Here is a 23,583-nt window from a genome sequence, read left to right on the forward strand (position 1 = left end):
TTTTATATACGTATCCGCAATGTCATTCCACCGTGCGTCGCTTACCCATGGAATCGCTCATTGCTGCGTAGTTGAAGTTGATGATGGTGAGATAGTCGTTGGTTGCACGGTGAGGGCCGTTGCTTTGAGGAGCAGCCGCAAAGCTTCATTCACCGCAGCTTCGGTTGGAAATGCTGCCGCAACATCGGGGGCTAGGCGTACAAGGTTCGTACCAGCAGCAATGCGGGCAAGGTACTTGCCACGCACCCCATCCGTGAGCACCGTTTCGTCATATTCATCACGCAATTCATCATCAAGTGGGGTCTGAATTTCCTGCTGCATAGAGTCTCCGTTCTTTTGGTCGCGCCACTCGCGCACTAATGATTCTGATGCGATCACCACGATCAGTATGAGCTACAAACAAAAGTCTCCCCAGATCAGATGTGCCAAGAATGATCCAACGATCTTCCGTCATTGAATGATCGGGATCGGCAAATGTTACCGCAAGGGGATCGTAAAAAACAGCCGCTGCCTCGAGAAATGAGACACCGTGCTTGGCAAGGTTATGCGCAGCTTTGCGATCATCCCATTCGAAATCCATAACCTCAGTATACCATTATCGGCAGCTTCAGCATGGGAATGCCTGAAGCGCAGACAAAAACCACAACGGTGGCAGCAGGTGCGTCCCGATCTCCTGCGCCCACCGCAAGCCGCATCGCCTACGGGTACCTCCCAGCAGCCCGCTTCGGCCCTTGACCGCGCCCGCGCCGCGTTGCAGGCCGCAGCCTGGGAGGAGGCCGCCGCCGCGCTGAACGAAGCCGCTCAGTCCGACAATGACCCGGCGGTGCGGGCGCTGCTGGACGAGGCCTGCCAGCTTCCGGCCTTCGTCGCCCTGGACGTGCTCGGCAAGATCCGCCGCGATGATGGCAGCCCGGCGCTTGATGCGGCGATGCTGGTCTTCATCAGGTATTGAATGACCGGTTTTTTCTCACCTCAAGCCGAGGTCGGCTCATACTGGCGAATAGAACGCAGGGTATCTTGCTCGCGTTGTTGTGCGCCATAGAGATCCCAACGCAGTTGGACGTTCATCCAGAAATCGGCTGACATGCCAAAGAACCTAGCGAGGCGCAACGCCGTGCTTGGTGTAATGCCGCGCTTGCCATTGATAATTTCGTTGACGCGCTGATAAGGAACGTGAATGGCATCCGCCAATTCGCGCTGGGTCAGCCCCAGGGGTGTCAGAAACTCTTCCAGGAGCATTGCGCCGGGGTGGGTAGGCGCACGGTGCGTCGGGATGCGGATCATGTGTCACCTCAATAAGGTCAGTGATAATCAACGATTACCACTTGGTCAGGGCCTTTTTCTGTCCACACGAAGCACAGCCGATATTGCTCATTGAGACGGATGCTGTGTTGGCCCTTACGATTGCCCGTTAGTGCTTCGAGGCGGTTACCAGGTGGAATGCGCAGTTCTTCTAGGGCTGTTACAGAGTCAAGTAGGTCGAGTTTTCTGGTGGCGACCTTCCAAAGGGATTCCGGGCAGGTTTTGCGAGCGGCTTTGGTATTCTCACCGTTGTAGATATCTTCAGTGCCTTGATCCTGGAAAGCGACAATCATACCATCATGATAGCACGGATACCATGCTATAGCAACCCATGGAGGATTCATGTTGCATGCTATTCGGGCCGCCCAACGCTCGCCTTCACCTGCGCCGCTGGCAGGATTGATAGATCGGCAGGAGGCGGCGGCACGCCACACGCATGAAAAACGCACCAAGTTTGATGACGCGCCAGCGGCGTCAGGTGCGAGCCAATGTTGGGCGGCGTCTTTAGTAACAAAGATAATCTAGATTATATCTCTCACTGTGTCGCTCTAATGCATATTTATCCGGGCTGTAATCCGATTCTTTTGGGATAAGTAAGGGCTGATTATGGAATTCTACATACTCTGTGTTATCGAGTAGTTCACTGATCTTTATGATCATCGGATCTTTCTCTGCATATATGGTTATCATTCCTAAATCAAAAAGCGTATGGATTTCGGCTCGTAATAACAAGCCGTTTTCTATGGAAAAAGTGCCGCCGTAGCAGTAAGGAGTAATATGGGCCGCTTCTAGGATTGGCTTGAATGTACATCCACGCGGTTGATCATCTGCCCCCAGCCCCACCACCACCGCTGCTGCCGCCACCCGCACGCGCGACCGCTGACGAATCGGTCGAGCCACCGCGCAGCATTCCTAGCACGCGCACGGGCTGGCTTGATGCGGCCCTGGCCCACAGCCGCGAGCGGGCCAGGTTGCGCCAGGCGGAGGAAGCCGCCCGCAAGGAGCATCTATGACCATGCTCTGGCTGCTGACCGGCGCAGTCAGCGGGGCACTGGTTGCGTGGGCGGTCGGGGAGTGCCGGTGGCGGCGCGAGCCACCCTCGCTGCCCGCTGCGCCTGCTTTGGCGTATGAACTGATGCTGCTGCGCCTGGGCGAAGCCCGCGGGCGTCAGGCCATCCTCGACGAGGTACGCATGCTCGCACACGGCCATCTCAAGACCCACGTCCTCGCCGTGCAGCGCTGTCGCATCCTCGCCCGTGACGCGCCCACGCCCGTACAGCGCAGCGACGGGCTGACGGCGGGCCTGCGCCAGACCCGCCGCTTACTCGATCGCGTCGTGACGCTCCACCAGACGGCGGGCAGTTCGGCGCTGCCGAGCGACCCTGGCCCCCCATCAGATCGAGGTCATCCCGGCCCGTAGTGGGGAAGAGGCGCTGGAGATGGTTGCCCAGGATGCGCCTATCGCGGCGGCTATCTGCGACGTCCTGCTGCCGCACGCCGAAATCGAAGGCATCGCGGCCGCCCGCATGCTCTGGTACGACCACGGTATTCCCTGCCTGATCCTGACCAGCGTGCAGGAAGCGAGTACCCGCCTGGCCGCGATCTACGCGGGCGCGTTTGGCTACGTGCTCAAGGACATGGCCGAAGCCGACGTGCTCGTGTGCAGTGTGCTGACCCTGCTCGCCGGGCAGCGGCCCCAGGATCCCCTGGCAGCCCTGAACATCAGCCCCCACGAAGCGCAGCAGCTCGCCGAGATCCGCGCCGCCCATATGCGGGCCTTGGAGCAATTGACGCCGCAGCAGCGCGTGGTCGCGGGCCTGATCCTCGAAGGCAAGACCAACCACGAAATCGCAACCCAGCTCGTGCTCTCCCGGGGCACGGTCAACTCCCACGTGAGCAACATCTTGCAGCGGTTGAACCTGGCGACGCGGCGTGACGTGAAGACCCGCGTCCTGCTGAGCACGCCAGGGATGGGCCAGCGCCCGACCGCACCAAAGGGAAGCGTATGACGACTGACCTGCCCCCCACAAACGCCCTGAGCGAGCGCGTGGATCACGCCGACACGATCGACGACCTGCACTGGGCCAACCTGGAGATCGAGAAATCCCAGCGCCAGATCAGCCGCGGCATGAGTGAACTGGCCGAAGGCATCGTCACCCTCGCGCTGATTCTGCTCGACGTGCGGCGGCGGCGACTCTACCGCTTTGACCCGGCCTATCCCACCTTCGAGCGCTTCGTCGAACAGCGTCACAGCATCAGCGCCCAGCAGGCCAACCTCTACGTTGACGCGCTCACTGCGCTGGGGCCACAGCAGTACCGCACGCTGATCAGCGACCTCGGCGTCCAGCGCACCTTCGCGCTGGCGCTGCTCCAGCAAGCCGACCCCGCGCTCGTCACCGCCTTGCAGCGCCTGCCCGCTGCCGAGCGCCACGCGGTCACGGTGGCCGAAATCGAAGCGGTGGATGCCGCGGTGGCGCACGAACTCCGCAGCCGGGTAGCGCAGCTCGAGCAGGAGATTACCCGCGAACAGGGGTTACTCCAGCAAACCCGCCGCCGCCTGCAAGAGGTCGAAGATCTGCATCAGCGCGTGACCGGCGGGCTGATCGAAGAACGCGACAGCGCCCGTCAGGCCCTCGACCAGGAGCAGATCCAGACCGAGCGGCTGCGTAAACTCCTGCGCGAGGCCCGCGAAACGGCGGCGGCCCCAGCCCGCACGGCAGGCTCGGCCCCGACGGCGCCCGCCGCCCCACCACCGCCCGTCGCCCCACCACCGCCCGCCACGAGCGTCACTGAAGCCGTGGTTGTCGTCGTCACCTGCGACGTGGACGCCATCATCAGCGATGCGCGAGGCCTGACGACCAACCTCGAGCGCGTTCGCCACCTCCGCCGCGAGGACATCGCGCCCGATCAACGGCAACGCCTGTCCAGTGCGCTCCAGGGCCTCAGTGGCATGCTCCAGACCCTGCTGCGGCACCCGTAGGACGGAATCATTCCAGAGGAAACCGCCCCATGCCCGTGCCAGACGCCAGCCAACTCCACCAGCTCTACATCGTGGAAGGCCAGACGATCCGCGCCATCGCCCAGCGCTACCGCTGCCGCCCGGCGGCGGTCATTGCCGCGATGGAAGCCGCTGGCATCGCTCGCCGTCGGTCAGGGCGAACCCGCGCCCCGCTGCCCGCCTGGGACACCGAAAAACTCCGCCAACTCGTCAGGGCCAAGGGCGTGCGCTACGTCCGAGCCTTCGCCCGTCGCCACGGCGTCAGCAAAGAGAAACTCGCCGTCCTACTGGGCAACCAGCGCCTCGACCGTGGTCGTCGCAGCCACCAGCGCGCCCTCGAACACGACGCCGCGATCCGCAGTGCCTACGACGCGGGCGCGCCAATCACGGCCCTCGCCAAACAGTACGGCTGCACCCGGCGGGCTATCGGCTACAGCCTGGATCGCACCATTTCATAGCCGATAGAACAATAGCCGATAGCCGATAGGACTACCATGGTACCTGCGCTCAGATACCCTCAGATGCGCCGCAAAAGAACGCAAAGCGCACATCGCCGCAACCAGTCCGCTGTTTACCCATTTTGCGCTCTTTGTGGTCTTTCGTGGCAAACGTATGTGCGATACGGTGCGACCTTCAACCGGCATTGGCATTAGAGATCATCGACCACAAGCCGATACAACAACGTCATTGGGACAACCCGTGAGCGAACCAGCACGGCCACGGGAACCAAAGGGAAGCCAAACCTGACTCGTTGAGCTTTGCCTTCCCATTGGTTCCCGCCAGATACCAATTCCTGATGCGATCACTATCCGATGCGCTGGGAACAAACCGCAGCACGGACGAGTCCAAGCGCATTCCCATGCGCTACATCTTGCTCATCCCTCGACACTCAGCACTCGTCACTTGTCACTCACAGAAGAGGAACCAGATGGTTCAGCCCGAAAACCACCCGCCCAGCGTTGCACCAATCCGCGTCACCTGCCCCCACTGCGGCCATGCGCTAGATGTTGTTCCTCCACGGGTTACCGCAGCCAGCCCAGACCCGCGATCACCCGAGGCGGCTTCTGCATCGCGGGCAGGATGGCTCGGTCAGGCAGTGCGCCAGGCATTCGCACGCCGCAGCGGCCCATTCAGCGCCGACAATGCTCCCGTGCAGGCAGAACAGACTGCGCCGGCGCCACGCCCCTGGGGCCGCATCGTGCTCGTTGTGCTCGGCATGATCGTGATCAGCGCCCTACTGATCTGGCGCGGCCAACCTACTGGCTTGACAGGCGCGGAGCATGCCGTCCCACCCGCCCAAGCACCGCTCGCGGTCGCCACTCCTCCCAGCCTGAGCGCCGACGAGGCCGCAATCCTGGATACCCTGACCCACTACCAGCGCGCCGAAAGCGAAGCCGCCGCAGGGCTGACGATCGCGCCGATCATTCCGTACATCGACCCAAACAGCCCCTTCGCTCAGCGGCGCCTGGCCCAACTCGCCGAACGCCAGCGCCGCAACGCGCCCCACCGCAGCATCCTGGTGCGCTGGGCCGTCGGCCCGATCACCATCGTCGGCACCAGTGCCACCGTCGTCACCCAGGAAACCTGGAGCAACCAGGAGGCCGGGGCCGTCGCGCCCGAGCAGGCCACCGTGCGCGTGACCTACACCCTACGCTGGGAGGCCGCGGCAGGCCGGTGGCTGATTGTGGCGAGTGAGCAGATGGGGGTGTAGGGGTTAGCACTGAGCAGTGCTGGATTGCCGCTGAACGCTCCGTTTTCACCGGCACCGCTGGCAGGCGTTGAGATCGCTACCGGCCTTCGGCACAGAACCACTGATCAAAGTCGCGCCCAGGTCAGGGCCGCGCCAGCGGCGTCCGTGTGCAAGGCGATGTTGGGCGGCTGCTTTTTCGCTTATTGATGCAGTACTATACTGAGCATATGAAACTCGAAGAGTTAAACCCAAACGTCTTCTGGTTGATATTTAAAATACTTTATGGCTACCTTCTTGTATATGATCGCCGCAATTCCATTTACGACTGCAAATACATTCCCAACATATTTTGTATCAATAGGGATTAGATCACCAACCGTCAAATCATTTCTTTTAGTTTCACGCAAGTATTTTAGATCTGCTCTTCCGCCGTTATGTACGAATGCATGTCGCATTCTTCTTGCGTCATCTACAAAAGAAATGTTCCTTTCAGGCACTTTAATATCCAACTTCAAATTACCCCCATTTAAAACAGCAACACATTCACTAATTGACTTACCTTCGAAAAGTTGGGTTGCGTACTTCTCAGACAAATTTTCTATTAGAGCATCCCAATTACCTGATTTTATAACTGTCTCCCAATCAATAATACGATCTTTGTTTATCATAATTTCCGGTCGCATTTTACACATAATTCTTATAGTGTCAACCAAAAATGCTTCGAGGAATGTAAAGACCATTACTAGATTTTGCGAGCAAAGCATGCGTACAAAGTCAATATCCGAGAAACTGGTTATTGACTTGTTAGTCTGCTTAGCCCGAAATACTAACGCCATAAGCAAGAGAACAATATTTTCTTCTGTAAAGCTAATTCTAAGGCTCACCTTTTCTACTTCCGTTGCCTGGAGTTGTTCGGTAGTTTCGTTAAAATTATGATTAATATGATCTATTATGTATTGCGGCATTCTATTAGGAAAGTCGGTAAAGAGGATATTGTTCATTTGTAGCATAAATATCCCTTGCTGAATCGATGTTGAGAAGTCTAAATAAGTTTTTGTGTGCAACTTAGTCCAATGGTTCTCGCTCATCGCTCCACCTTTCTTTGTTACTGATGTATCGCTTGTAGATTCATGGAGATTATATTAAATGATCAACTCGGCAATAATCTATTCCAGGTCGATTTTGAGGATTTCCCTAAGTATTTCGGTTGGCGTTTTACCTTTTGTGTAGATTACATGTTTAGCTAATTGATAAATAGACGGATTTTTGAGAAATGAGAGATTTAATCTTGTATGGGAATGTGTGCGTTTGCAAATGTTTGCGTCATTTCGCTCGTTCAACTCTTTCATTGCTATATCAATGTCTGGCGAAGGAGTCAAGAGTATGACATTATATGGCATAAATACATTCCGCATCTCTTCAAGATACGTATCTTCATAGAGTGAATGGCCTACTCCAAGGTCTATGATACACATTTCATCCTTGTGATCTTCAATAAATCGTCGAACTGCATGAGCATAATATGGTTGCCATTGTAAAGAGTCAAGATCTCCTAGTGATTCTGCGGCTTCGAGAGATAATCCCTTCTCTTTGTAATACTTCCAGGCATATTCATCAAGTGAAAAAATCGCTTTTCCAAGGTCACTAGCAAGCAATTGACCAATCGTTGTCTTGCCGATGCCGTATGGGCCTATTAGGACTATTGATTTCACATAGTTCTCCGTCACTCTTTGATAGATGGTTGAGGCACGGCGCTATTGTATCATAAAATTAAGCGGTGGCAGGGGTGGTGCGCTGATAGGTGCTGCAGCCGCCCAACTACGAAATGGATCGCATTTCCACAGTTTAATCGCCTCCACATCCCACTATAGCCCATGCAACCTATCTCACCTGCACAGGCTGTTTCGCATGCATTGGTGCAGTCGAAAATCCCCTAGTTGGAGGTTCGATTGCATGCTGCTGCGCGTATCGTAGCACGCGCCGCTGCGGTATACAAGGAGAGCTGAGTTTGCTGCATGACGACGACGACCCTCTTGGTCGTGACGCTGTTCCCGGAATCGTGCCCTGACCACACCACCCCCGAAATGACTGGACGATGCGCGCGAGGTTTTGCACGCACGCCACGACGCCTACCGCAGCAAGCAGCACTCCATTGATTGGATGCGTCGCTTTATCCTGTTCCACCAGCAGCGCCCTCCCCGTGCTATGGGCCGCCCGAAAAACAAGGCCTTGCTGATCCACCTCTTCACCGAGCAACACGTCGCCGCGTCGATGCAGAACCAGTTTCGCAGCACCATCCTCTTCCACTATCGCTACGTCCTTGAGATCCCAGTTGAGGTGCCAGTTGGCGTGCTAACCGCCCGCACGTCACGGTGCTTGCCGTTTGTCTTCACCCGCGCCGAGGTGCGGGCGGTGCCGGCACACCTGCACGGTTCGCGCCTGCTCATGGCCCAGCGCGACAACTCTGTTGGTCGCGCTGTCTGTGCGAGCAACGCAGGCAGCTGGCAGATCGCAGTGCCAGCCGGTGCATACCCGGTGGCGCTGGTTTATGGCGGATCTCGTGCTGCGCATAGTGGTTGCGGGCGACGTGATCGCCCTGCGGTGGCGGATTACCCATGAGCCCCTCGCCTCGCGGATGAGATCTGACTGACCCATTTCATCCACCCTCACCGATGCCCCTGCGAACCCTGGCTGCTATGGTGCAGCCGGGGTTTCGTTATGTGTGCAGGAGTTTGGTATGCGGATGGCGGTTGTTCCTTCATGGGTCTGGTTGACGCAGCATTGGCGACGGGTCTTGATCATCGGCAGCATTTTGATCAGCCTGGTGCTGATGATGCTGATCGCCGTGCCGCCGGCGCACGCCGATTCGCCCTTCAATGACGTCACGCAGCCACGGCCGCAGGGTGGCGGGACGGGGAGTATCACGTCGGCTGAGCTGCCTGCGCTGCCGCCGAGCTTCGCCGAGTTGCCGCCGCCGCTGCTCGGGCCAGCCTATCGTCCCGCTGCTACGGGGGCGCTGGCACCACTTCAGCAGCAGACCCCTGACACGAACCCCAACAATCCGCTGGCCTGGATGAGCCTCAGTCTCAACCCGGGCAAGTGGCTGCTCGATTCGGTACTCGGGGCTACGACCGGCATTATCTACTCGCTGGCCTCGGTGTTTGAGGTGCTGGGCCGTTTTGGGAGCGGGCAGATTGTGGAGCTGAACGGTCAGATCAACAGTACCTCCGATACGGCCTTCAATCTGCTCTTCACCACTCCCGAAGCGCTCACGATCAGTTGGCCGGGAGCGTCGGGGTTGGGGAGTCCCCAGGCGATGCACAACGTCATCCGCCAGGCGGCGCTCTCGATTCTGGTCATCGTCTGCACCTACCGGGCGGTCTTCGTGCTCACCGGCAATAGCTTCCGCAGCGGCCTCACCGACCTGCTCTTAAACGTAGAACGTAGAACGTAGAACGTAGAGCGTAGAGCGTAGAACGTAGAACGGAGACATAGCTTACACGAGTAAAAAACATATGATTAACACTATCACGACACTGCCTTATGTGCCCAAATCGGCTCTGCACATAGGACGTGCTTAGGCGCTGTAAGGAACTGCACAAAACCAACTTCAAGGATACCGTGGTCAGCACGAGCCGAGCAGACCGTCACTATGTGACGCTCCTGCCCGATAGTTACCGCTGACGTACCGCTTGGTCTCCACGGCTAGCGGCGCAGGTGGCTTGCTACAGGGAGGCCAACAGCCCGCAATCTTCACATTACCAGCGGCAACACCCTTCATAAAGCCATGTGCGACCGCCGCATCAGGATCTGCTTGCCTAACAGCGGTGTTGATCACGCAACATGCGAGAACAAGTTTGGCCAATCAAATCCCATCTGGCGCGGGTGAGCGTTCGTTCTGCGTTCTACGTTCTACGTTCTACGTTTAAAAGGCCAACCCGGAGCGGCCCGACGGCACCTGGTGGAGTCCCGGCAACGACGACCGCGCCAACGAGGTCGAGGGTGCGCTCGGTGGCCCGGCCATCCTCGACTGGCTGACGTGGCTCTGGTGCCTGTTGTTTGGCTGGCTGCCGTGGGCGGGGTGCGGGGTGTAGACGTGCCCCATAGAAGAAACACCTGTTCGCTATGGTACAATAGGGGCAGCTACCCGCGAATAGACCACCGCGAGGGAGGAATGCGATGACGACCATCACGCCTGAACAGGTGCTTAATCTCGCCCGCCAGCTTGCGCCGACCGAGCAGCGCTGGTTGGCGCTGCACCTCCAGGAACACGTGGAGACAATCCTGCCTGCCCATGCGACTCTGGATGAGGTGGTTGAGCTGTATCTCGCTGATGCCTGTAGTCTCGCGCGTGCCGCTGAGCTCGCTGGGGTCACGCGCTGGGATGTGCTGGACGCGCTCCAGGCGCGCGGCATGATGCAGCGCCCCAGTGCAGATCGCTCCGCCGACGAGCTTGATGATCTCGCCGAGCGGTTGGAGCACCAGGGGCTGCGGTGACCAGCGCGGCCCAAGGGCTACCTTGCTAACGATGATGGCGAGGGTGGGTCTTCTGGCGCCGTTGACGTTTGATTGTAGGCACACGCTCGTGCTGTGGCGGGAAGCGCTCCATGCACAGCGACTGCTCCCATCATCGCGACGGAGTGACCTATGAGCATTCAGATCACGTATCCCGACGAGTTGCTCACCCTCGCGGGGTTGACGCGCGATCAGTTTGAGCACCTGGCCCACGAGGCGGTCTTGATCCGGTTCTACACGCTCGGTGCGATCTCAACCGGCAAAGCCGCCGAGATCCTTGGGGTATCGCGGCGCGAATTCCTTGACCTCTTGGGACGCTACGGTGTCTCTGAGTTCGACGACGATATCGATTTGGAAACGGAACTCGAGCGTGGCTAGCCAGCCGGTCGTCTCCAACACGAGCCCGCTGATCACGCTTGCTGGCGTCGGTATGCTCGCATTGCTCCCTGCCGTCTATGGCGAAATCCGCATCGCCAAGGCGGTATGCGACGAGTACGAGGCGAAGCGCGGTGCGTTGGAGCCGGCGCTTGACACCCTTGCCTGGCTGGTGGTCGAGGCGATCGGACCTGACCGCGAACTCGTCGCGATCCAGGGCCTGGGCCGCGGCGAGGCTGCCACGATTGCCCTGAGTACGGCGCTTCAGGCACGGGCCGTGGTGCTGGATGACCGGCTGGGCCGGCGCATTGCCATAGCACGCGGCCTGCCGGTGATTGGGACAATGACCGTGCTCTTGCGCGCCAAACAGCAGCGCTTGATTCCGGCTGTCGAGCCCGTCATCGCCGCGATGCTTGCCCAGGGCCGACGTATCAGCCCCAGGCTGCGCGCGCATGTGCTGCGTATTGCCGGGGAAGATCAAGCCTGAGGCCAGCCACTTAGCCGGTGCGCTTCAATTGCCCCACCACCCGGTTATAGGTCTCGTGGCTATAGACGCCATGCGGCTCGAACCGTGCTGCAGCGGTGCGCCTGAAGATGATGCGATAGTGATCCCGCAGCGGAATAGAGACGTAGCTGGGGCACTTCGCGAGCTGTTTGCCCCCGAGCGCACGATAGTCTTGCCCCCGGGCCATCGCGGCGATCACCTGGCGGGCCTGGATAACAAGTGCGGGCTGGGGCAGACGGCGGAGATTGATCGGATCGGTGGTGAAGCGCGCCTTCCAGTCGTTCCGCAGCTGCTGCTGCGCGGCGCGGGCCGCTGCCTCGTGGTGGGCGTGCTGGGCCTGCTGGGCACAGCGGTGACAGGACTGACCACAGCCGCGATGGCCGCAGGGAAAGGTCTGGATGTGCTTCACTACGGTTCTCCTGGGTGTGGATGCGAATACGGTGACGAGAAACTTCGTGATCATAGTACGCCGAATCGCCCAGAATGTTTCACGGAACGCCCCGTGCAGGGGTTTATTTGGGCACCCAGGTGCTGCGCTCGTTGCGCCCCCCCCTGATTCCAGGGCAGCACGCCACCACGCGTTCCTCGTTGCGGCGCGGCGTTCCCCGTCCCGACCTCCCCAACTTCCGCACCTCCTACCGATGCCCCGCTCCCGCCTTCGGCCTAGACTGGCTGCATCAGCAGTTGCTGAGTTCCTGGTCGCTGGTGAAGGAGGTGATGCCACCGAACATAGCCGATAGCCGATAGACCGATAGCCGATAGGGACGTGTGCGAACACAGGGCAAACTCGCTCCGCTGGCGAACGCTCATCACTCGTCACTCGTCACTCGTCACTCGTCACGTAGATAAGGAGGTTCCTGCACGCTATGTGGACTGGCTTGCCTGATCTGAATGCGCTGCTGCTCCCGGTGTTGACCTGGGCGACGGCGGCGGTGGCCACCATCGCCGCGATTATCCTGGTCTGGAGCATTTACGAGAATTGGACGCAAAATCCGGATCGCTTCTCCTGGTTCTCGGCCCTGTTCAAGGCCCTCGGTGTCGGTCTGGTGGCGGTCGTCGCCTCACTCATCTAGACCCTCAGCGCGGCCCAGCAGCGCGCCCCCGACTTTCAGAGCTACACCATCCTCGGAGCGCTCACCGACTCGCTCCAGCATACCTGGGCTACGCTGGTGCCGCTGCGCACGGTGCGCTGGGTGGTGGCGGTGCCCTCGGTGGCGCCTGAAGTGCCGCCGTCCGGGATGTGGGGCGAGTTGCTGCCCGCCGCGATTGTCGGTCAGATCAGCCGCTTGCCCGGCGATCCGGTCACGGAGGCGCTCACACGGGCGCACCGCTTGCTCGGGCAACTCGCGACACTCGGCATTGAACCCGGCCCGACCCTGCTCTCGGCTGGCGCGATTCGTCGCTTGCTGCGCACCGCCCTCGACCCGGTGGTCGCCGAGAGTCAGCAGCAGATCACCGCGCTGGATGGCCCGCGTCCGCTCCAGCTTGCCACCGAGGAGGTGTCGCATGGCCGTTGACCCCGCGTTTCCACCGCTCCACAGCGATAATACCAATTACCATTGATGATGCCGCATTGGCCTGGCCTCCAGATCGCATGGGAACGCCATGCGCGGCAATCTAAAATCCAAAACTCGCAATCTAAATATGGTATAACCCGCTGCCGCTGGTCATTCCGTCCTCGCGGCTGCGCGGCGACGTCCGGTTGAACGCGACCCGCGATGTGCATCCCATGACACCGGCGCATGATGAAACTTGACTCACATTTCAATCTATGGGTATAATTCTTACGGGATATACGTTCATCCGATAGTATCGCATTGATCGCGATCATGGATCGCTGACCACCGCCGTTTGCGTGCGTCCAGTGCTTAGCAGGCGGACATCGGTGGATGGAGTCGCTTCAAAGGAGCATCGTGGATGAGCAAGTTCAACAGCCAAATCCAGTCCGCCATTGATACGTTTGATGCCGACAAGGCGCGGGTCTTGCTGCGTGAGGCGCTGCAGGATAGCCCAGACGCTGAAACGTACTACCTGGCCTCGCTGGTGGCGATCAATGCCCAGCAGCAACGCAAGTTTCTCGATAAGGCCCTTGAACTCGATCCGTTTCACCCGGCAGCCCATGCGGCCCTGGAACAGTTGGACAGTGGTAAGGGTTTGTCCGCAGCACCAAGCACTCCCGCTGAACCGCCTGCGGCTCCGGCCCCACCCGTAGCGGTTGTCGCCCCCCCCCCCCGCACCTGCACCACAACAGGCTCAGTTCATTACCGCGACCGTCGTAACCAGCAGCGAACTCAAGGTCTACCCCTGGCCCACCGCCCCCAAGCGCACGACGCTGCCTCCTGAGGCTACCCTGATCGTGATCGCCCGCACCGAGAGCGCCCATTGGCTGAATGTGCTCTATATCGGCACGACTGGGAAAGAGATTCTGGGCTGGATCGAGGCGAGCATGCTGACGCCACCGAATATCGCTGGGCAGCAGGTTGAACTGCTCGATCTTGAGGTGAGTGAGTTTCAGTTCAATACGAAGCAGGAGGTGGTGGATTTTAGGGAGGCTATATCGAAATTAATGCTGCAATATTACAAAACTGATCCGTACTCAATAATGGGTTTTATTTCCTTTGCACTATTTTTTATGGCACTTATTTTATCTTTTATTTTTTCATCTCTCACTCTCGGCATGGTTTTGATTGGTGCTGCGGTATTGATTTTTGTGGTTTATACTTACCTTCACACCAAACACAGGAATGTGCTTGCTCACGAGTTTACTAATTATATGATTACTAACCTTGGAGAGGTTTGGGTAGAATCTGAGTCTTCTTTGACAGCCTTTCCAAAAAATACACCGTGGTGGAAACGCTTGGAAGCCATCCGCATCAGCAAACAGAGTGATCTCGAAAACCAGATGGAGTTCCAGGCGAAGCAGTCCGCCATGAATGCCGCCGTCCATCTGGGCGGGATCGTGCTGAATCGCGCCATCACGAACCGGCAATCGATTGAAGTGCGGCATCGCTAGCCGAGTAGGAGCAGTGGCGCGTGAGATACTCGCGGCTCACGAAACGATCATTCATTGAGGGTTGAACTACGCTACAATGAGATGTATTGTCAGCGAAAGGAACGGCTATGCAAGCTGCGCTCCGGCTCATTGCTGAGGTTCAACCGGGGGGCAAGATCGAAGTGGTAGACGCCCAACTCCCCGTGTTGATGCGAATGCGGTAATCTACGCGATTGAATTGAAATTTGCCCCAAACGGTTTCGCTGTCCATTCTGCGATGACCATTCGAACGCCTCAAGCTGCCCAGTCCTCCAGCGTGAGTCCTGGCACCTGGGCAAAATCCCGCGTATTTCGCGTGACGAGGATTGTCCCCTCAGCTAGGGCAATGGCGGCGATGCGGAGATCCTGCGTCCCGATGCGAATTCCCTGGCGGCGCAGAGCTTCAAAGTGCGCGATGGCGGCAGGGGTGTAATCGACCAACTGGATCGCTTGATAGAACGTGACGGTTTCCCGTAGACGCACGTAACCTCGTGCCGTATCAGGCTGCGAACCAGATCGACTAATCATGGCGAGCCGACCCTGAATTTGCTCGCCGAGCGTGATCGTCGTTGTGGCAAGCTCGGCGGGATCGAGTGCCAGGACGCGGGTTACCACCTGGGGATGCCGTCGCTGATAGAGCGAGATGTGGTCGGTATCAAGGATGAAACGCGGACTCATACGGGTGGTGTGTCAGGCGTATCGACATGACGCAACGCTGTGACGGTTGCATCAAACGCATCCCAGTCGGGATCGTGCTCCCACATGCCTGCGAAGCGCAGCCAAGGATGCTCTAACGTTGGTGTAGTGATCGGTAGTTCAACCTGGATTATGCGGCTATGCAGATGCACATCGCTCAATGCGGCCCGCAGATGCTCTACCGCCTCGGCCTCTGTCGCGCCAGAAACAACGATCTCGGGCAAGACGAGGGCACGCGCTGTGTAGCGGTTGTCAGGTTGGCGGGTAATGAGGACGTTCGTCGCCATCGTTGCTTCGCTCCTAGACTTCTACCGTAAACTCGTCACCGGCTACATGATACCACAGCCAATCTTCAGCTTTGAATGAGCCTGCGCCACCGCCAGATCATGCCCTTCGTGCTGGTCTGTCTCGTGGGCGGGGCCGTGATGCTGCTCCAGACCCCGCACGTCGCTGCGGCGATACCCGCCACGGGCCATGCCGCGCTGGCTGGCTTTGCCTGTTTCTGCCTCTGGGGGCTCTGGCGCTGGCGGCGGATGCTGCCGTCGTTGCCGACGCCGCCAGCAGCGCCCCGATCCGCGCCTGCGGATCCTGCGCCGCCGCCTCCTGCGCCTCCAGATCTGGACGCGCCTGATACCATTGAAGATTGCGGATTTTAGATTGCAGATTGCCGCCAAACGGACGAGGAGGCTGCCGCCTCCCTACGCAGCGGGGGCAACACATCGCGAAGCTTGATCCTCGCGGATCAATCCACTACAACCACTTCGCCAGGTTTCATCCTAGCAATGAGCGCAAGCACCTTTGGCATCAGTGGCTTCAGCAGGGGGTACGTGCTTCGGCGGGCCTTGAGGATGATAACCGCAATCGTGGTGGCATTAAAGTTCTGTTGGTACCGTACATTTTGATCGACCGTCACGAGGACATCATACTTCCCGGAAGCAGCTTGCAAGAGCCGTCCGTTCTGTAACCCCTTTAATCCGGCCTCCTCGACGGTATGAACTTCTTGCCCGATGAACTCCCGTTTGAGGTGGCGCGTGACACACTCGTCAAGCAGTACGCGCATAGCTGAGGATCAAGCGTTGCTTTGATTCTTCGAGAACTGCCAAGGCTTGCGCTCGCGTCACGGTTGGGAACTGGTCGAGGAATTGATTGAGGGACTCGCCTTCTTCGAGACAGTCAAACAAGTTCTGGATGGGCACGCGAGTGCCGAAGAAGACGGGGGTACCGCCGAGTTTTTCGGGGTCTATTTCCACCAAGGGATTGGGGGTATCCATAGCTACCAATCCTTGCCATCGTTGCTTCGCGCCCAGACTTCTCGCGTACGCTCGTCACCAGATCCATGATACCACAGCTCATGCACAGCTTGGCGTTTGCTGCAACCCGACGCGCTCGCTCATCCCAAGTATCCTTGAGCCTTCCCCATTGGCATAACTGCCAAAGTGTATTGGAACGGCAGGCGCGGCAATCTACAATCCAAAATCTGCAATCTACAATGGTATCAGGCCCGCCACGCGCAGTTGCGCCAGCGCTTCGCCCGCGAACGCGGCCACGCGGAGGCCACCCAGCCGCCGCCGCTGCTGCTGATGGTCACGCCGACCGCGAGCATGTGGCCGGATCTCTTCCCGCTCCTGGCTCCAGCGAGTGGCGTGCAGGTCGTGCTCATCCTCGGCGACCAGGCGCCGCTGGCGACCCTGCGGGCAGCCTGCCACCGCTTGCCGGTGATCGAGACCCCTGATCTGCGCTACCCAGCCCTGCCCGACGCCTTCCGCCCGGCGGGACTACCAACGGTCAGGATGGGCCAGGCGATGGCGTGGCTCCCCGGGGGGCAGACGGTCTGGCGCGGCCTGCCGCCGCTCGTCGAGACTCCACCCATGCGGGGCGATGCTGCGGAGGGCACCGGATGATGCCCCGTTCTCCCAGCACGCAGGGCGGCGCCGCGTCGCCGTCGCGGGTGCCGCCGCGTACCCAGAGTCCGCGCTGGCACGGCAATCCCGACCAGCGCCCGCCAACCGACGCCGAAGTCGCCAAGGGCCGACGGCGGCAGCGTTCGCTTGCCCGCTTCTTCGGCATCATCGGCCTGCTCCTCGTTGGCGGGTTCGTCCTTGCCCCCACGCCCGTGCTGCTCGCGCTGACCCAGGCTCCACCGGCGCTCGCCCCGCTGTCCGCACGCGTGGGCTGGTGGCTCCAGGTGGCCTATCCCTTCGTCAAGCTGGGCCTTGTGGCCGTGCTGAGCTACGTCATCCTGCACCTGATCATCGGCGCCGGGATGATCGCCCGCCAGATTTCCCGGCGGCGCACGCTGGCACTGTCAACCGTGCTGGTGGAACTGCCGCGGACTCCTGCCGCAGACCTCGGTCGCGGTGTAGACCTCTTCGCAGGCCTTGGCGAGATCCTGAGTCCTGCGGGGCGGCTCCAGGGCAGCGAAGATCGCGTCGTCTTCGCGCTCGTCAATGGCATGGCCGATCATCGGGTGCGGCTCGCCGTGCGCACCCCGGCAGGGCAGGCCACCCAGGTCGCCAGCACGGATGCCCTGCGCAACCTGCTCAGCGGTGAGGCGCCCGGCACCACGACCCGCCCGGCGAGCGACGATGTCTCGACGATGCTCACCCAGCACCAGGATTCTGACGGGCCGCAGCTTGCGGGCTACGCCGACTATATGCTGGCTCGCACGCCGTCCTACCCGCTCAAAGACCTGGCGATGTTCGTCGGCGGCGACCCGCTCGGGCCATTGGCGACGGCGCTGACCCGCCAGGATGGCGTGAGCTACGCGGCCTTCGAGGTGATGGTGCGCGCCCTGCCACCGAAGGAGGACTGGCGTGCCCCGCTCCGCGAACGCATCGGCCAGATTCAGGGCACGGTCAACCCGGAAGACCTGGCCGCCTACGAGGCGCTGGTGCGCAAGGTCGAGAGCCACGGCTTCGATGTGGTGGTGCGCTGCATCGTCGCGGCGCAGACCCGCGACGCCGCGCTGCGCCAGCTGCGGGCGATGCACCACGCGCTGCGCACCTTCAGCCGTCCAGCGGGTGATGCCCGCCAGAGCCTCATGCGGGTCGGCAGCCGGATGCCCGGCCGCACGCCAGGCTTTCACCTCATCCCGCTCACCCCCGCGACGATCGGCGCGGCGCCGCTGCCGACCTGGGGTCTGCCGACGATCATCGGCGCGGTGATCACTGCCCTTGCCGGCGCTGCGGGTGGGATGACCCTAGCTCAGGGACTGCTGCGCATCCAGGCTCTCCTGCCGAGCGTGCCGATCGCCCTCCCCACGGTGCCAACGGGCCTGCTCGAACCAGTCTTGGCCGTCCTCTGCGCGCTGGCGGGTCTACTGCTCGTGCTGGCTCGGAGCCCGCGCCGACGGGCGGCGCGCGCCCGTGACCGGCTGGCAACGCTGGGCGCTCACGCCCACCAGCCGATCTGGCCAGGCTACCGCTGGACGCTCTTCCCCGCGCCGGGCAAGCAGCGCAGCATCCTCGGCCCGTATGAACTCGCGGCCTTCTGGCACCCGCCGTCGCTCGATCTGGAGGCCCAGTTTGCCTGGCGCAGTAGCAAGCACCTGCCCGCCCCCGTCGCGGCCTTCCTCAGCCCAGCGGAGGCCGCCGCCGCCGAATCGCGGCAGGTGCAACCACGACCAGCCACACCACACGAACTCGGCCGCGCACGTCTGGGCCTCGCCTATGCCCAGCAGCGCGATGGCGCACTCGCCCTGATCGGCCCGACCCTGCGCGACCTGCGCCAGGGCTGGGACACCATGGGCGGCATGGGCAGCGGCAAGAGCAGCCTGGTCGAGACGATGGTCTACGAGATTGCCCGCCTGGGCGGTGGCTGTGGCGTGATTGACGCCAAGGGCGACCTCTGCGACCGCCTGCTGCGCATCCTGCCGCCAGAGGCCTACGACCGCGTGATCGTGATCGACACCACCGCCGCATGGGTACCGTGCATCAACCCCTTCGACCGGCGGCTCATCCGCGACAAGCCACGCGATGTCGTGGCCGGCGAAATCGGCCAGATCTTCGCCCGCATCGAGCCGGAAATCTGGGCTGGCGCGCTGGGCATGCAGCAAGCCCTATTCATGGGCATCAGCGCGCTGCTGGAAGGCGAGCACACGCCGAGTCTGGTTCACCTCGAGCGCTTTTACCTCGCGCCGAGTTACCGCGACGAGGTGCTGAGCCGGGTGGTGGACAAAGCCATCCGCGATTATTGGCTGGTGCAGGTGCCCGCGATGCCGGAGAAGATCAAGACCTCGATTGACAGCCTCAAGCGCCGCCTGACCGGACTGGTCGGATCAGAGACCGGCCAGCGCCTGCTCTGCCAGCCCGCCTCGACGATCGATCTGACCAAGGCGATGCGCGAGCAGGCGATCGTGATCATCAAGTTCGTGCCCGAGAAGATCGGCGAGACCAATGCCGCCTTCTGGGGCGCCGCCCTGTTCCAGAGCATTGTCAGCGCAACCTTCGCCCAACAGGCCGAGACCGACCCGGAGCAGCGCTGGGATTGGCCGCTGTTCGTGGACGAGGTGCAGATGTTCGTGAAGGCCGAACGCGCCGAAGACGCCGAGCGCATGTGGACGCGCACGCGCTCAATGGGCGTGGGGCTGGTCGGCGCGCACCAGGGCCTGAACCAGCTTGGCGAGAAGCTGGGCGGCATCGTGCTGAACGTGATTGGCGGCATGTGCCTGACCAGCGGCGTGCGCGACGACACCCGCGACCTGGTGAACGCCTACGCCAACCAGGGCCTCCAGCCCGAAGACTTCACCGGGGTCAAGCCCCGCGAGGAGTTGCTCATCCGCTTTCCAGTGCAGAGCCGCGACATGGGCTTGATGTCGGCCATCCCGCGTGATCGCCCGCCCGAGCAGCCAGCACCGGAGCAGCACGCGACAGCGCCGGTGCCCTTCACGCCCGCATCACCCGCCGAAGCCTGTGACCTGGCAACCCTGGAGGCCATCGAGCAGGGCGTCAACGAGGCCCTGGCGACGCACCCGGATCTGCTGCCCGAGACGGTCTACCGGGCGGTGGCTCACGACTGGCTCAGCGCGATCCATCAGGAGTGCAGCGCCGCGCTGGTTACCGAGGGCAAAGGCACGAGTGCGAGCCAACTCAGCGGGCAAGCCTGGACGGAGGTACAGCACATGGTCGAGCGGCTCCGAGCGGTCGCAACCCGACGAGCGCAGCACGATGCCCAGCACCTGGCTCAGAGCCCGCGCACATTGCCCGCCGATCAGCACCTAGCGCAACTCAGCCAGCAGCGCTACGGTGTCCACCCGCTGATCAACGCCTGCTACGTGGCGGCGCTAGTGCGGCGCTACCCGACCGACGAGCTCAGCATGGCGCAGCAGGATCGCGGACGGCGGCAGCGCGACGCCGGCCGGTCGCCAATTGGCCCAGCCGTCACCCCACCGGCCGTGCCTGGCCCGCCTGGAAGGCAGCGATGACAAGGTGACCGGGTGAATCGCCACGAGTTCACACACCTTATCCACCCCTCACCTTGTCAGGTTTCATAGGAGCAATAGATGCCCCCCACCACCCGCAGCCAACGACGCAGCACATGGGCGAAACTCGGTGAACGCACCCGACTGCTGCTCCAACGGCTGAACGACTGCATCCTGCTCGACGAAAACGACCTCTGCACACTCGTCTGGCCCGAGGCGGTGAGCCGTCAGGCCCGCGCTGAACGCTTGAGGCGCTGGCAGGCGGATCAGACCATTCAGCCCATCGCCATTCCTGGCGGGCGCAGCTACCAACTCGGGCGCAACGGAGCGCGCCTGCTGCGCGAGGCGGGTTTCCCACGCATTGCGCCCGTGCGCCCGGTTGCCGAGCGGGTGCGCTCAGGATTACTGCTCGCCAACCAGTTTGGCGTTGCGCTCACCGACGATATCCAGCGCGACCTGGGCATCAGCGGGATGGGCTGGATGATCCGGCCTTTCAGCGGCAGCGACGCCCGCGGCGACGGACTCGCCGCCATCGGCTACGACCTCGACGGGCTGCCCGCGCAGCGCACGCGGCCCGATGCCTACGCCCCAGAATATTTGGGCGCGGATTACACCCCGCCGCCGGGCATCGGCATTATGCGCCTAGTGGTCGAGATCGACAGCGGCAGCGAGGATGCCCGCCAACTCGCGCAGCGCGCCCGCAACTGGCGCACGCGCTGGGATCAGACCAGCTGGCCGCCAGCCACGCACACGATCTTCCTCTGGATCACCGACAAAGGCTGGCCCCGGCTCGAAACCATCTGGAGCGCCTGGACGCAGTACGCGCTGCTGCCCGCCTTCTTCACGACGGTGGAGACGCTCACGCTGGGCACTGGCGGCCGATGGCACCCCTGGAACCCGCGCCGCCACATGCCTGACGGGCGCAGCGTATGGGTCTGGCACGACATGGAAGGCCGTCCGCGTTCGTTGCGGCCCTGGGATCTGGATGAGGGGGTGTTGCGGTTTGAGCAGCCGAGGCCGGTACAGGCGAGGAGCCTGGGGGAGAGTGTAGAGCATCAATGTTCCGTTGAGTCAAAGCGATATATTCAGTGACTGCCTTATCGCACAAATACACTATCTCTGCGCAGTAGCTGGTCTGGCTTATTTCACAGGCCAAAGTTGCCCGTCCCGCAGGCGGAGGTAAAGCACGGGTTGCCACCAATCGTTGCCTCGCGTTGCCAACACATTACGCATTGCCGCCATAGCTCGGTCCACACTACCATGCCGACGTAGCTCGTCAAATAGGATGGGCATCCCGGCGGTGACGGTAGACACCGCAACCATGTCGTGCATTGCTAGGACGGCACCTACGCCGACTTGTGCGAGTTGTGGACCGAGTGCAATCAGGCCGCTATCCAGACCATCGCTTGGGCCAGCACTCTGGCAGGAAGCTAGCACTACGAGGCGCGGTCGAACCGCCAGCCCTGCAATCATTGAGGTAAAACGCTCTGCACGAATGGGCTCAGCCATTCCATCAGAGCCTTCTAGATAAAGGCACGTACTACTATCATCAAGTAGTGTGCCATGCGCTATAAGATAGAGGATGCTCGGGCCAGCACGGAGTTGATCCGCTAAGGCTGGCAGCGTGGTATGCGGCATCACTGCTACCTGATAACCCGCTAGAGCACTTTGTGCTTGAGCAATTTGCTGCGCACCATCAAGTGGAGCTAAATTGTAATGGTGCAGATTCTTCGGGTCAGCCACAGCGACGAGCGCCGTAGGAAGGGTAACAGCATGCGCAGAGAAGGGTGTGGTATCAGAGCTTCCTAGATAACGGGAGAAGTGTACTTGGTCGCGTGTGCAAAGGAAACTGTCGCGCTGCAAGTTTCGTAGAAGTTCCCAGCGTATGCGATGCAAAGCAGGATCGTCAGCGTCGAGTTGGAGGCGTAACCGCAGTGGTGTTCTGGCACCTAAGGCACGCTCCTGAGCGCGAATAAGCGCGAGCGCAAGCCGCGAATCGGCGAATAACACTTGAGATAGCGCGTTGCCGTACGCGTTAATGTCTAGGGTGTGAGGTAAAAGCAGCAGGGGATCGAGGTTGACCTCTGGGGGTTGACCTTCAACCATTTGTTCTTCAACTGGGATGCCAGGTGGGCGAAAAATGATCAACGCCTCGTGGGGGGCATTGGTGCGTCGGCGCAGCCAAATGACAAGATCGGCCGTGATGTGCGCCGGGGTAGTGAGAAGAGAAGTGGGATGCATAGGTGGGATTATCTCGACAAGATCCCGACTCTCTGAGGTCGGTTCACCTGCGAGCATGGCCAGTAATGCTACTGGGTCGCTATCCACAATGCGAACCATACGCTCATCCCAGATCCGCTGTTCGTCAAGGCTCATCCCCGGATGGATCGCATAGGCACCCAAAGCAAATTTCCCCATGCGGTCGAGGCCCTCGCGCCAGAGTATGTGGAAGTCTGGGTCTGTTAGGCTATGTCCAAGCAAAAGGACTGCGTTACTGCGAATCGCTCGGCGCACCTCGTCGAGCATCCCCTCCTTGTCACGGCTACGCCATAAACTGTAATGATCATCTTCGGTAACGATCAGGGTGTCGCGCTGCTGAAGATCCCCATAGAGTTTGATCAAGGTGGGCCGACGTGGATCGACAAAGGCCAAATCACTATCACGCACAATGCGATTGATTGGGGTGCCAGAGTCCTGGAACGCAAGCTCGAGCAGGTTATCGTAGGCAGTTGTGATAATAATTGATAGTGACAGTCGTGAAATCAAGCGGTGAATAGGTTGAGGGTCACGTCCAAGGGTGTCGAGTTGACGAATAAGGAAGTCGGTGAAAGCAAAGCGGTTGCCGCTCTGCATCACGCGCTGGGCCGTAGCTGCGAGGCTCAGACCGCTAGGAAGATGGTGACGCTCCGCTAGACCTGCGGCCAACTCTGCGCGTCCTGGTACCCCCGTAATCGTGGCAGGCAGATCGCCGCCCACAAAGAGCACCAGGCGTCCTGCCGCGAGTTGTTGTCTAAGGCTCACGAGTGCATCTGTAGCCATCAACGTGCTCCAA

34 protein-coding genes are annotated in these 23,583 nt (G+C 60.7%); 21 read left to right on the top strand and 13 right to left on the bottom strand.

What is annotated here, in order from left to right:
- Positions 1 to 57: 57 nt before the first annotated feature.
- Together CJ255_RS00155 and CJ255_RS00160 are read right to left on the bottom strand one after the other, a co-directional pair.
- Positions 58 to 321 carry a hypothetical protein gene (locus tag CJ255_RS00155; RefSeq protein ID WP_097642058.1) on the bottom strand — a complete coding sequence of 88 codons (264 nt, stop codon included), beginning with the start codon at positions 319 to 321 and terminating at the stop codon, positions 58 to 60.
- Positions 293 to 580, bottom strand: a complete 288-nt coding sequence (locus CJ255_RS00160) for a BrnT family toxin (protein WP_097642059.1) — start codon at positions 578 to 580, stop codon at positions 293 to 295. The genes CJ255_RS00155 and CJ255_RS00160 overlap by 29 nt, the downstream gene beginning before the upstream one ends.
- Here CJ255_RS00160 and CJ255_RS00165 point away from each other — a divergent pair.
- Positions 530 to 952 carry a hypothetical protein gene (locus CJ255_RS00165; protein ID WP_124681758.1) on the top strand — a complete coding sequence of 141 codons (423 nt, stop codon included), beginning with the start codon at positions 530 to 532 and terminating at the stop codon, positions 950 to 952. The two genes, CJ255_RS00160 and CJ255_RS00165, sit on opposite strands and share 51 nt — an antisense overlap.
- 20 nt (positions 953 to 972) lie before the next feature.
- On the opposite strand, the gene CJ255_RS00170 is transcribed toward CJ255_RS00165, so the two are convergent.
- From CJ255_RS00170 to CJ255_RS24790, 3 genes are all read right to left on the bottom strand, one after another.
- Positions 973 to 1,284 (bottom strand): HigA family addiction module antitoxin, encoded by a 312-nt coding sequence (locus CJ255_RS00170; RefSeq protein WP_097642061.1) that lies wholly within the window; start codon positions 1,282 to 1,284, stop codon positions 973 to 975.
- Between the two features lie 17 nt (positions 1,285 to 1,301).
- Positions 1,302 to 1,646 carry a type II toxin-antitoxin system RelE/ParE family toxin gene (locus CJ255_RS00175; protein WP_245863079.1) on the bottom strand — a complete coding sequence of 115 codons (345 nt, stop codon included), beginning with the start codon at positions 1,644 to 1,646 and terminating at the stop codon, positions 1,302 to 1,304.
- 160 nt (positions 1,647 to 1,806) lie between these two features.
- On the bottom strand, positions 1,807 to 2,202 hold the full coding sequence (locus tag CJ255_RS24790) for an HNH endonuclease (protein ID WP_097642063.1): 396 nt from the start codon (positions 2,200 to 2,202) through the stop codon (positions 1,807 to 1,809).
- Here CJ255_RS24790 and CJ255_RS23220 point away from each other — a divergent pair.
- The 6 genes from CJ255_RS23220 to CJ255_RS00205 all read left to right on the top strand — a co-directional run bounded on the left by CJ255_RS23220 (position 2,106) and on the right by CJ255_RS00205 (position 6,011).
- Positions 2,106 to 2,315: a hypothetical protein gene (locus CJ255_RS23220; RefSeq protein WP_165774501.1), complete on the top strand. Its 210-nt coding sequence runs from the start codon at positions 2,106 to 2,108 to the stop codon at positions 2,313 to 2,315. The genes CJ255_RS24790 and CJ255_RS23220 overlap by 97 nt on opposite strands.
- Positions 2,312 to 2,722, top strand: coding sequence for a hypothetical protein (locus CJ255_RS00185; protein ID WP_097642064.1), 411 nt, complete (start codon positions 2,312 to 2,314; stop codon positions 2,720 to 2,722). The genes CJ255_RS23220 and CJ255_RS00185 overlap by 4 nt, the downstream gene beginning before the upstream one ends.
- On the top strand, positions 2,709 to 3,311 hold the full coding sequence (locus tag CJ255_RS00190; RefSeq protein ID WP_245863085.1) for a response regulator transcription factor: 603 nt from the start codon (positions 2,709 to 2,711) through the stop codon (positions 3,309 to 3,311). Before CJ255_RS00185 ends, CJ255_RS00190 begins: the two co-directional genes overlap by 14 nt.
- Entirely contained in the window at positions 3,308 to 4,282 is a 975-nt protein-coding gene (locus tag CJ255_RS23225; RefSeq protein ID WP_097642066.1) for a coiled-coil domain-containing protein, read from the top strand. The genes CJ255_RS00190 and CJ255_RS23225 overlap by 4 nt, the downstream gene beginning before the upstream one ends.
- A 29-nt stretch (positions 4,283 to 4,311) precedes the next feature.
- Positions 4,312 to 4,758, top strand: coding sequence for a hypothetical protein (locus tag CJ255_RS00200; protein WP_097642067.1), 447 nt, complete (start codon positions 4,312 to 4,314; stop codon positions 4,756 to 4,758).
- A gap of 749 nt (positions 4,759 to 5,507) precedes the next feature.
- Positions 5,508 to 6,011, top strand: coding sequence for a hypothetical protein (locus tag CJ255_RS00205; protein WP_124681759.1), 504 nt, complete (start codon positions 5,508 to 5,510; stop codon positions 6,009 to 6,011).
- 221 nt (positions 6,012 to 6,232) lie between these two features.
- Here the strand turns inward: CJ255_RS00205 and CJ255_RS00210 are convergent, their stop codons facing one another.
- On the bottom strand, positions 6,233 to 7,078 hold the full coding sequence (locus CJ255_RS00210) for a hypothetical protein (protein ID WP_097642069.1): 846 nt from the start codon (positions 7,076 to 7,078) through the stop codon (positions 6,233 to 6,235).
- Between the two features lie 78 nt (positions 7,079 to 7,156).
- A complete protein-coding gene (locus CJ255_RS00215) occupies positions 7,157 to 7,702 on the bottom strand; it encodes an AAA family ATPase (protein WP_165774507.1) in 546 nt (181 codons plus the stop codon).
- 376 nt (positions 7,703 to 8,078) lie between these two features.
- Here CJ255_RS00215 and CJ255_RS00220 point away from each other — a divergent pair, with 376 nt between their 5' ends.
- From CJ255_RS00220 to CJ255_RS00240, 5 genes are all read left to right on the top strand, one after another.
- A complete protein-coding gene (locus tag CJ255_RS00220; protein ID WP_097642071.1) occupies positions 8,079 to 8,609 on the top strand; it encodes a site-specific integrase in 531 nt (176 codons plus the stop codon).
- Between the two features lie 118 nt (positions 8,610 to 8,727).
- Positions 8,728 to 9,444, top strand: a complete 717-nt coding sequence (locus tag CJ255_RS00225) for a hypothetical protein (protein WP_097642072.1) — start codon at positions 8,728 to 8,730, stop codon at positions 9,442 to 9,444.
- 725 nt (positions 9,445 to 10,169) lie between these two features.
- Complete coding sequence (locus CJ255_RS00230) at positions 10,170 to 10,487, top strand: UPF0175 family protein (protein WP_097642073.1); 318 nt, start codon at positions 10,170 to 10,172, stop codon at positions 10,485 to 10,487.
- 150 nt (positions 10,488 to 10,637) lie between these two features.
- Positions 10,638 to 10,883 (top strand): UPF0175 family protein, encoded by a 246-nt coding sequence (locus CJ255_RS00235; protein WP_097642074.1) that lies wholly within the window; start codon positions 10,638 to 10,640, stop codon positions 10,881 to 10,883.
- Entirely contained in the window at positions 10,876 to 11,367 is a 492-nt protein-coding gene (locus tag CJ255_RS00240; RefSeq protein WP_097642075.1) for a PIN domain-containing protein, read from the top strand. The genes CJ255_RS00235 and CJ255_RS00240 overlap by 8 nt, the downstream gene beginning before the upstream one ends.
- 10 nt (positions 11,368 to 11,377) lie before the next feature.
- Here CJ255_RS00240 and CJ255_RS00245 read toward each other — a convergent pair whose 3' ends face one another.
- The gene (locus CJ255_RS00245; RefSeq protein WP_124681760.1) at positions 11,378 to 11,848 is read right to left on the bottom strand and encodes a DUF7682 family zinc-binding protein; all 471 of its coding nucleotides are present in this window, start codon (positions 11,846 to 11,848) and stop codon (positions 11,378 to 11,380) included.
- Between the two features lie 53 nt (positions 11,849 to 11,901).
- Between CJ255_RS00245 and CJ255_RS22330 the strand changes: the two genes are divergently transcribed.
- The 5 genes from CJ255_RS22330 to CJ255_RS00265 all read left to right on the top strand — a co-directional run bounded on the left by CJ255_RS22330 (position 11,902) and on the right by CJ255_RS00265 (position 14,398).
- Complete coding sequence (locus CJ255_RS22330) at positions 11,902 to 12,132, top strand: hypothetical protein (RefSeq protein ID WP_124681761.1); 231 nt, start codon at positions 11,902 to 11,904, stop codon at positions 12,130 to 12,132.
- A gap of 119 nt (positions 12,133 to 12,251) precedes the next feature.
- Positions 12,252 to 12,458 carry a hypothetical protein gene (locus CJ255_RS00250; protein ID WP_097642077.1) on the top strand — a complete coding sequence of 69 codons (207 nt, stop codon included), beginning with the start codon at positions 12,252 to 12,254 and terminating at the stop codon, positions 12,456 to 12,458.
- A gap of 123 nt (positions 12,459 to 12,581) precedes the next feature.
- Positions 12,582 to 12,902, top strand: a complete 321-nt coding sequence (locus CJ255_RS00255) for a hypothetical protein (RefSeq protein ID WP_124681762.1) — start codon at positions 12,582 to 12,584, stop codon at positions 12,900 to 12,902.
- 400 nt (positions 12,903 to 13,302) lie between these two features.
- Positions 13,303 to 13,728, top strand: a complete 426-nt coding sequence (locus CJ255_RS00260; protein ID WP_097642079.1) for a hypothetical protein — start codon at positions 13,303 to 13,305, stop codon at positions 13,726 to 13,728.
- Positions 13,729 to 13,741: 13 nt separating this feature from the next.
- Complete coding sequence (locus tag CJ255_RS00265) at positions 13,742 to 14,398, top strand: hypothetical protein (RefSeq protein ID WP_097642080.1); 657 nt, start codon at positions 13,742 to 13,744, stop codon at positions 14,396 to 14,398.
- A 273-nt stretch (positions 14,399 to 14,671) separates the two neighbouring features.
- Here CJ255_RS00265 and CJ255_RS00270 read toward each other — a convergent pair whose 3' ends face one another.
- Complete coding sequence (locus tag CJ255_RS00270; protein WP_097642081.1) at positions 14,672 to 15,094, bottom strand: type II toxin-antitoxin system VapC family toxin; 423 nt, start codon at positions 15,092 to 15,094, stop codon at positions 14,672 to 14,674.
- Positions 15,091 to 15,399: a hypothetical protein gene (locus CJ255_RS00275; protein ID WP_097642082.1), complete on the bottom strand. Its 309-nt coding sequence runs from the start codon at positions 15,397 to 15,399 to the stop codon at positions 15,091 to 15,093. The genes CJ255_RS00270 and CJ255_RS00275 overlap by 4 nt, the downstream gene beginning before the upstream one ends.
- 75 nt (positions 15,400 to 15,474) lie before the next feature.
- Between CJ255_RS00275 and CJ255_RS00280 the strand changes: the two genes are divergently transcribed.
- Positions 15,475 to 15,768: a hypothetical protein gene (locus CJ255_RS00280; RefSeq protein WP_097642083.1), complete on the top strand. Its 294-nt coding sequence runs from the start codon at positions 15,475 to 15,477 to the stop codon at positions 15,766 to 15,768.
- A gap of 86 nt (positions 15,769 to 15,854) precedes the next feature.
- Here CJ255_RS00280 and CJ255_RS00285 read toward each other — a convergent pair whose 3' ends face one another.
- Positions 15,855 to 16,172, bottom strand: coding sequence for a DUF5615 family PIN-like protein (locus CJ255_RS00285; protein WP_097642084.1), 318 nt, complete (start codon positions 16,170 to 16,172; stop codon positions 15,855 to 15,857).
- Positions 16,156 to 16,383 (bottom strand): DUF433 domain-containing protein, encoded by a 228-nt coding sequence (locus CJ255_RS00290; RefSeq protein WP_097642085.1) that lies wholly within the window; start codon positions 16,381 to 16,383, stop codon positions 16,156 to 16,158. The genes CJ255_RS00285 and CJ255_RS00290 overlap by 17 nt, the downstream gene beginning before the upstream one ends.
- A 165-nt stretch (positions 16,384 to 16,548) precedes the next feature.
- Here CJ255_RS00290 and CJ255_RS00295 point away from each other — a divergent pair, with 165 nt between their 5' ends.
- The 3 genes from CJ255_RS00295 (at position 16,549) to CJ255_RS00305 (ending at position 21,623) form a co-directional block, all read left to right on the top strand.
- Positions 16,549 to 17,013 (top strand): hypothetical protein, encoded by a 465-nt coding sequence (locus CJ255_RS00295; RefSeq protein ID WP_124681763.1) that lies wholly within the window; start codon positions 16,549 to 16,551, stop codon positions 17,011 to 17,013.
- The gene (locus CJ255_RS00300) at positions 17,010 to 20,534 is read left to right on the top strand and encodes a type IV secretory system conjugative DNA transfer family protein (protein WP_097642087.1); all 3,525 of its coding nucleotides are present in this window, start codon (positions 17,010 to 17,012) and stop codon (positions 20,532 to 20,534) included. The genes CJ255_RS00295 and CJ255_RS00300 overlap by 4 nt, the downstream gene beginning before the upstream one ends.
- 78 nt (positions 20,535 to 20,612) lie before the next feature.
- Positions 20,613 to 21,623 carry a hypothetical protein gene (locus tag CJ255_RS00305; RefSeq protein ID WP_097642088.1) on the top strand — a complete coding sequence of 337 codons (1,011 nt, stop codon included), beginning with the start codon at positions 20,613 to 20,615 and terminating at the stop codon, positions 21,621 to 21,623.
- A 48-nt stretch (positions 21,624 to 21,671) separates the two neighbouring features.
- Here CJ255_RS00305 and CJ255_RS00310 read toward each other — a convergent pair whose 3' ends face one another.
- A complete protein-coding gene (locus CJ255_RS00310; RefSeq protein ID WP_097642089.1) occupies positions 21,672 to 23,570 on the bottom strand; it encodes a CHAT domain-containing protein in 1,899 nt (632 codons plus the stop codon).
- Positions 23,571 to 23,583 lie beyond the last annotated feature (13 nt).

The sequence above is a fragment of the Candidatus Viridilinea mediisalina genome (genome assembly GCF_002532535.1).
GTDB lineage: Bacteria > Chloroflexota > Chloroflexia > Chloroflexales > Chloroflexaceae > Viridilinea > Viridilinea mediisalina.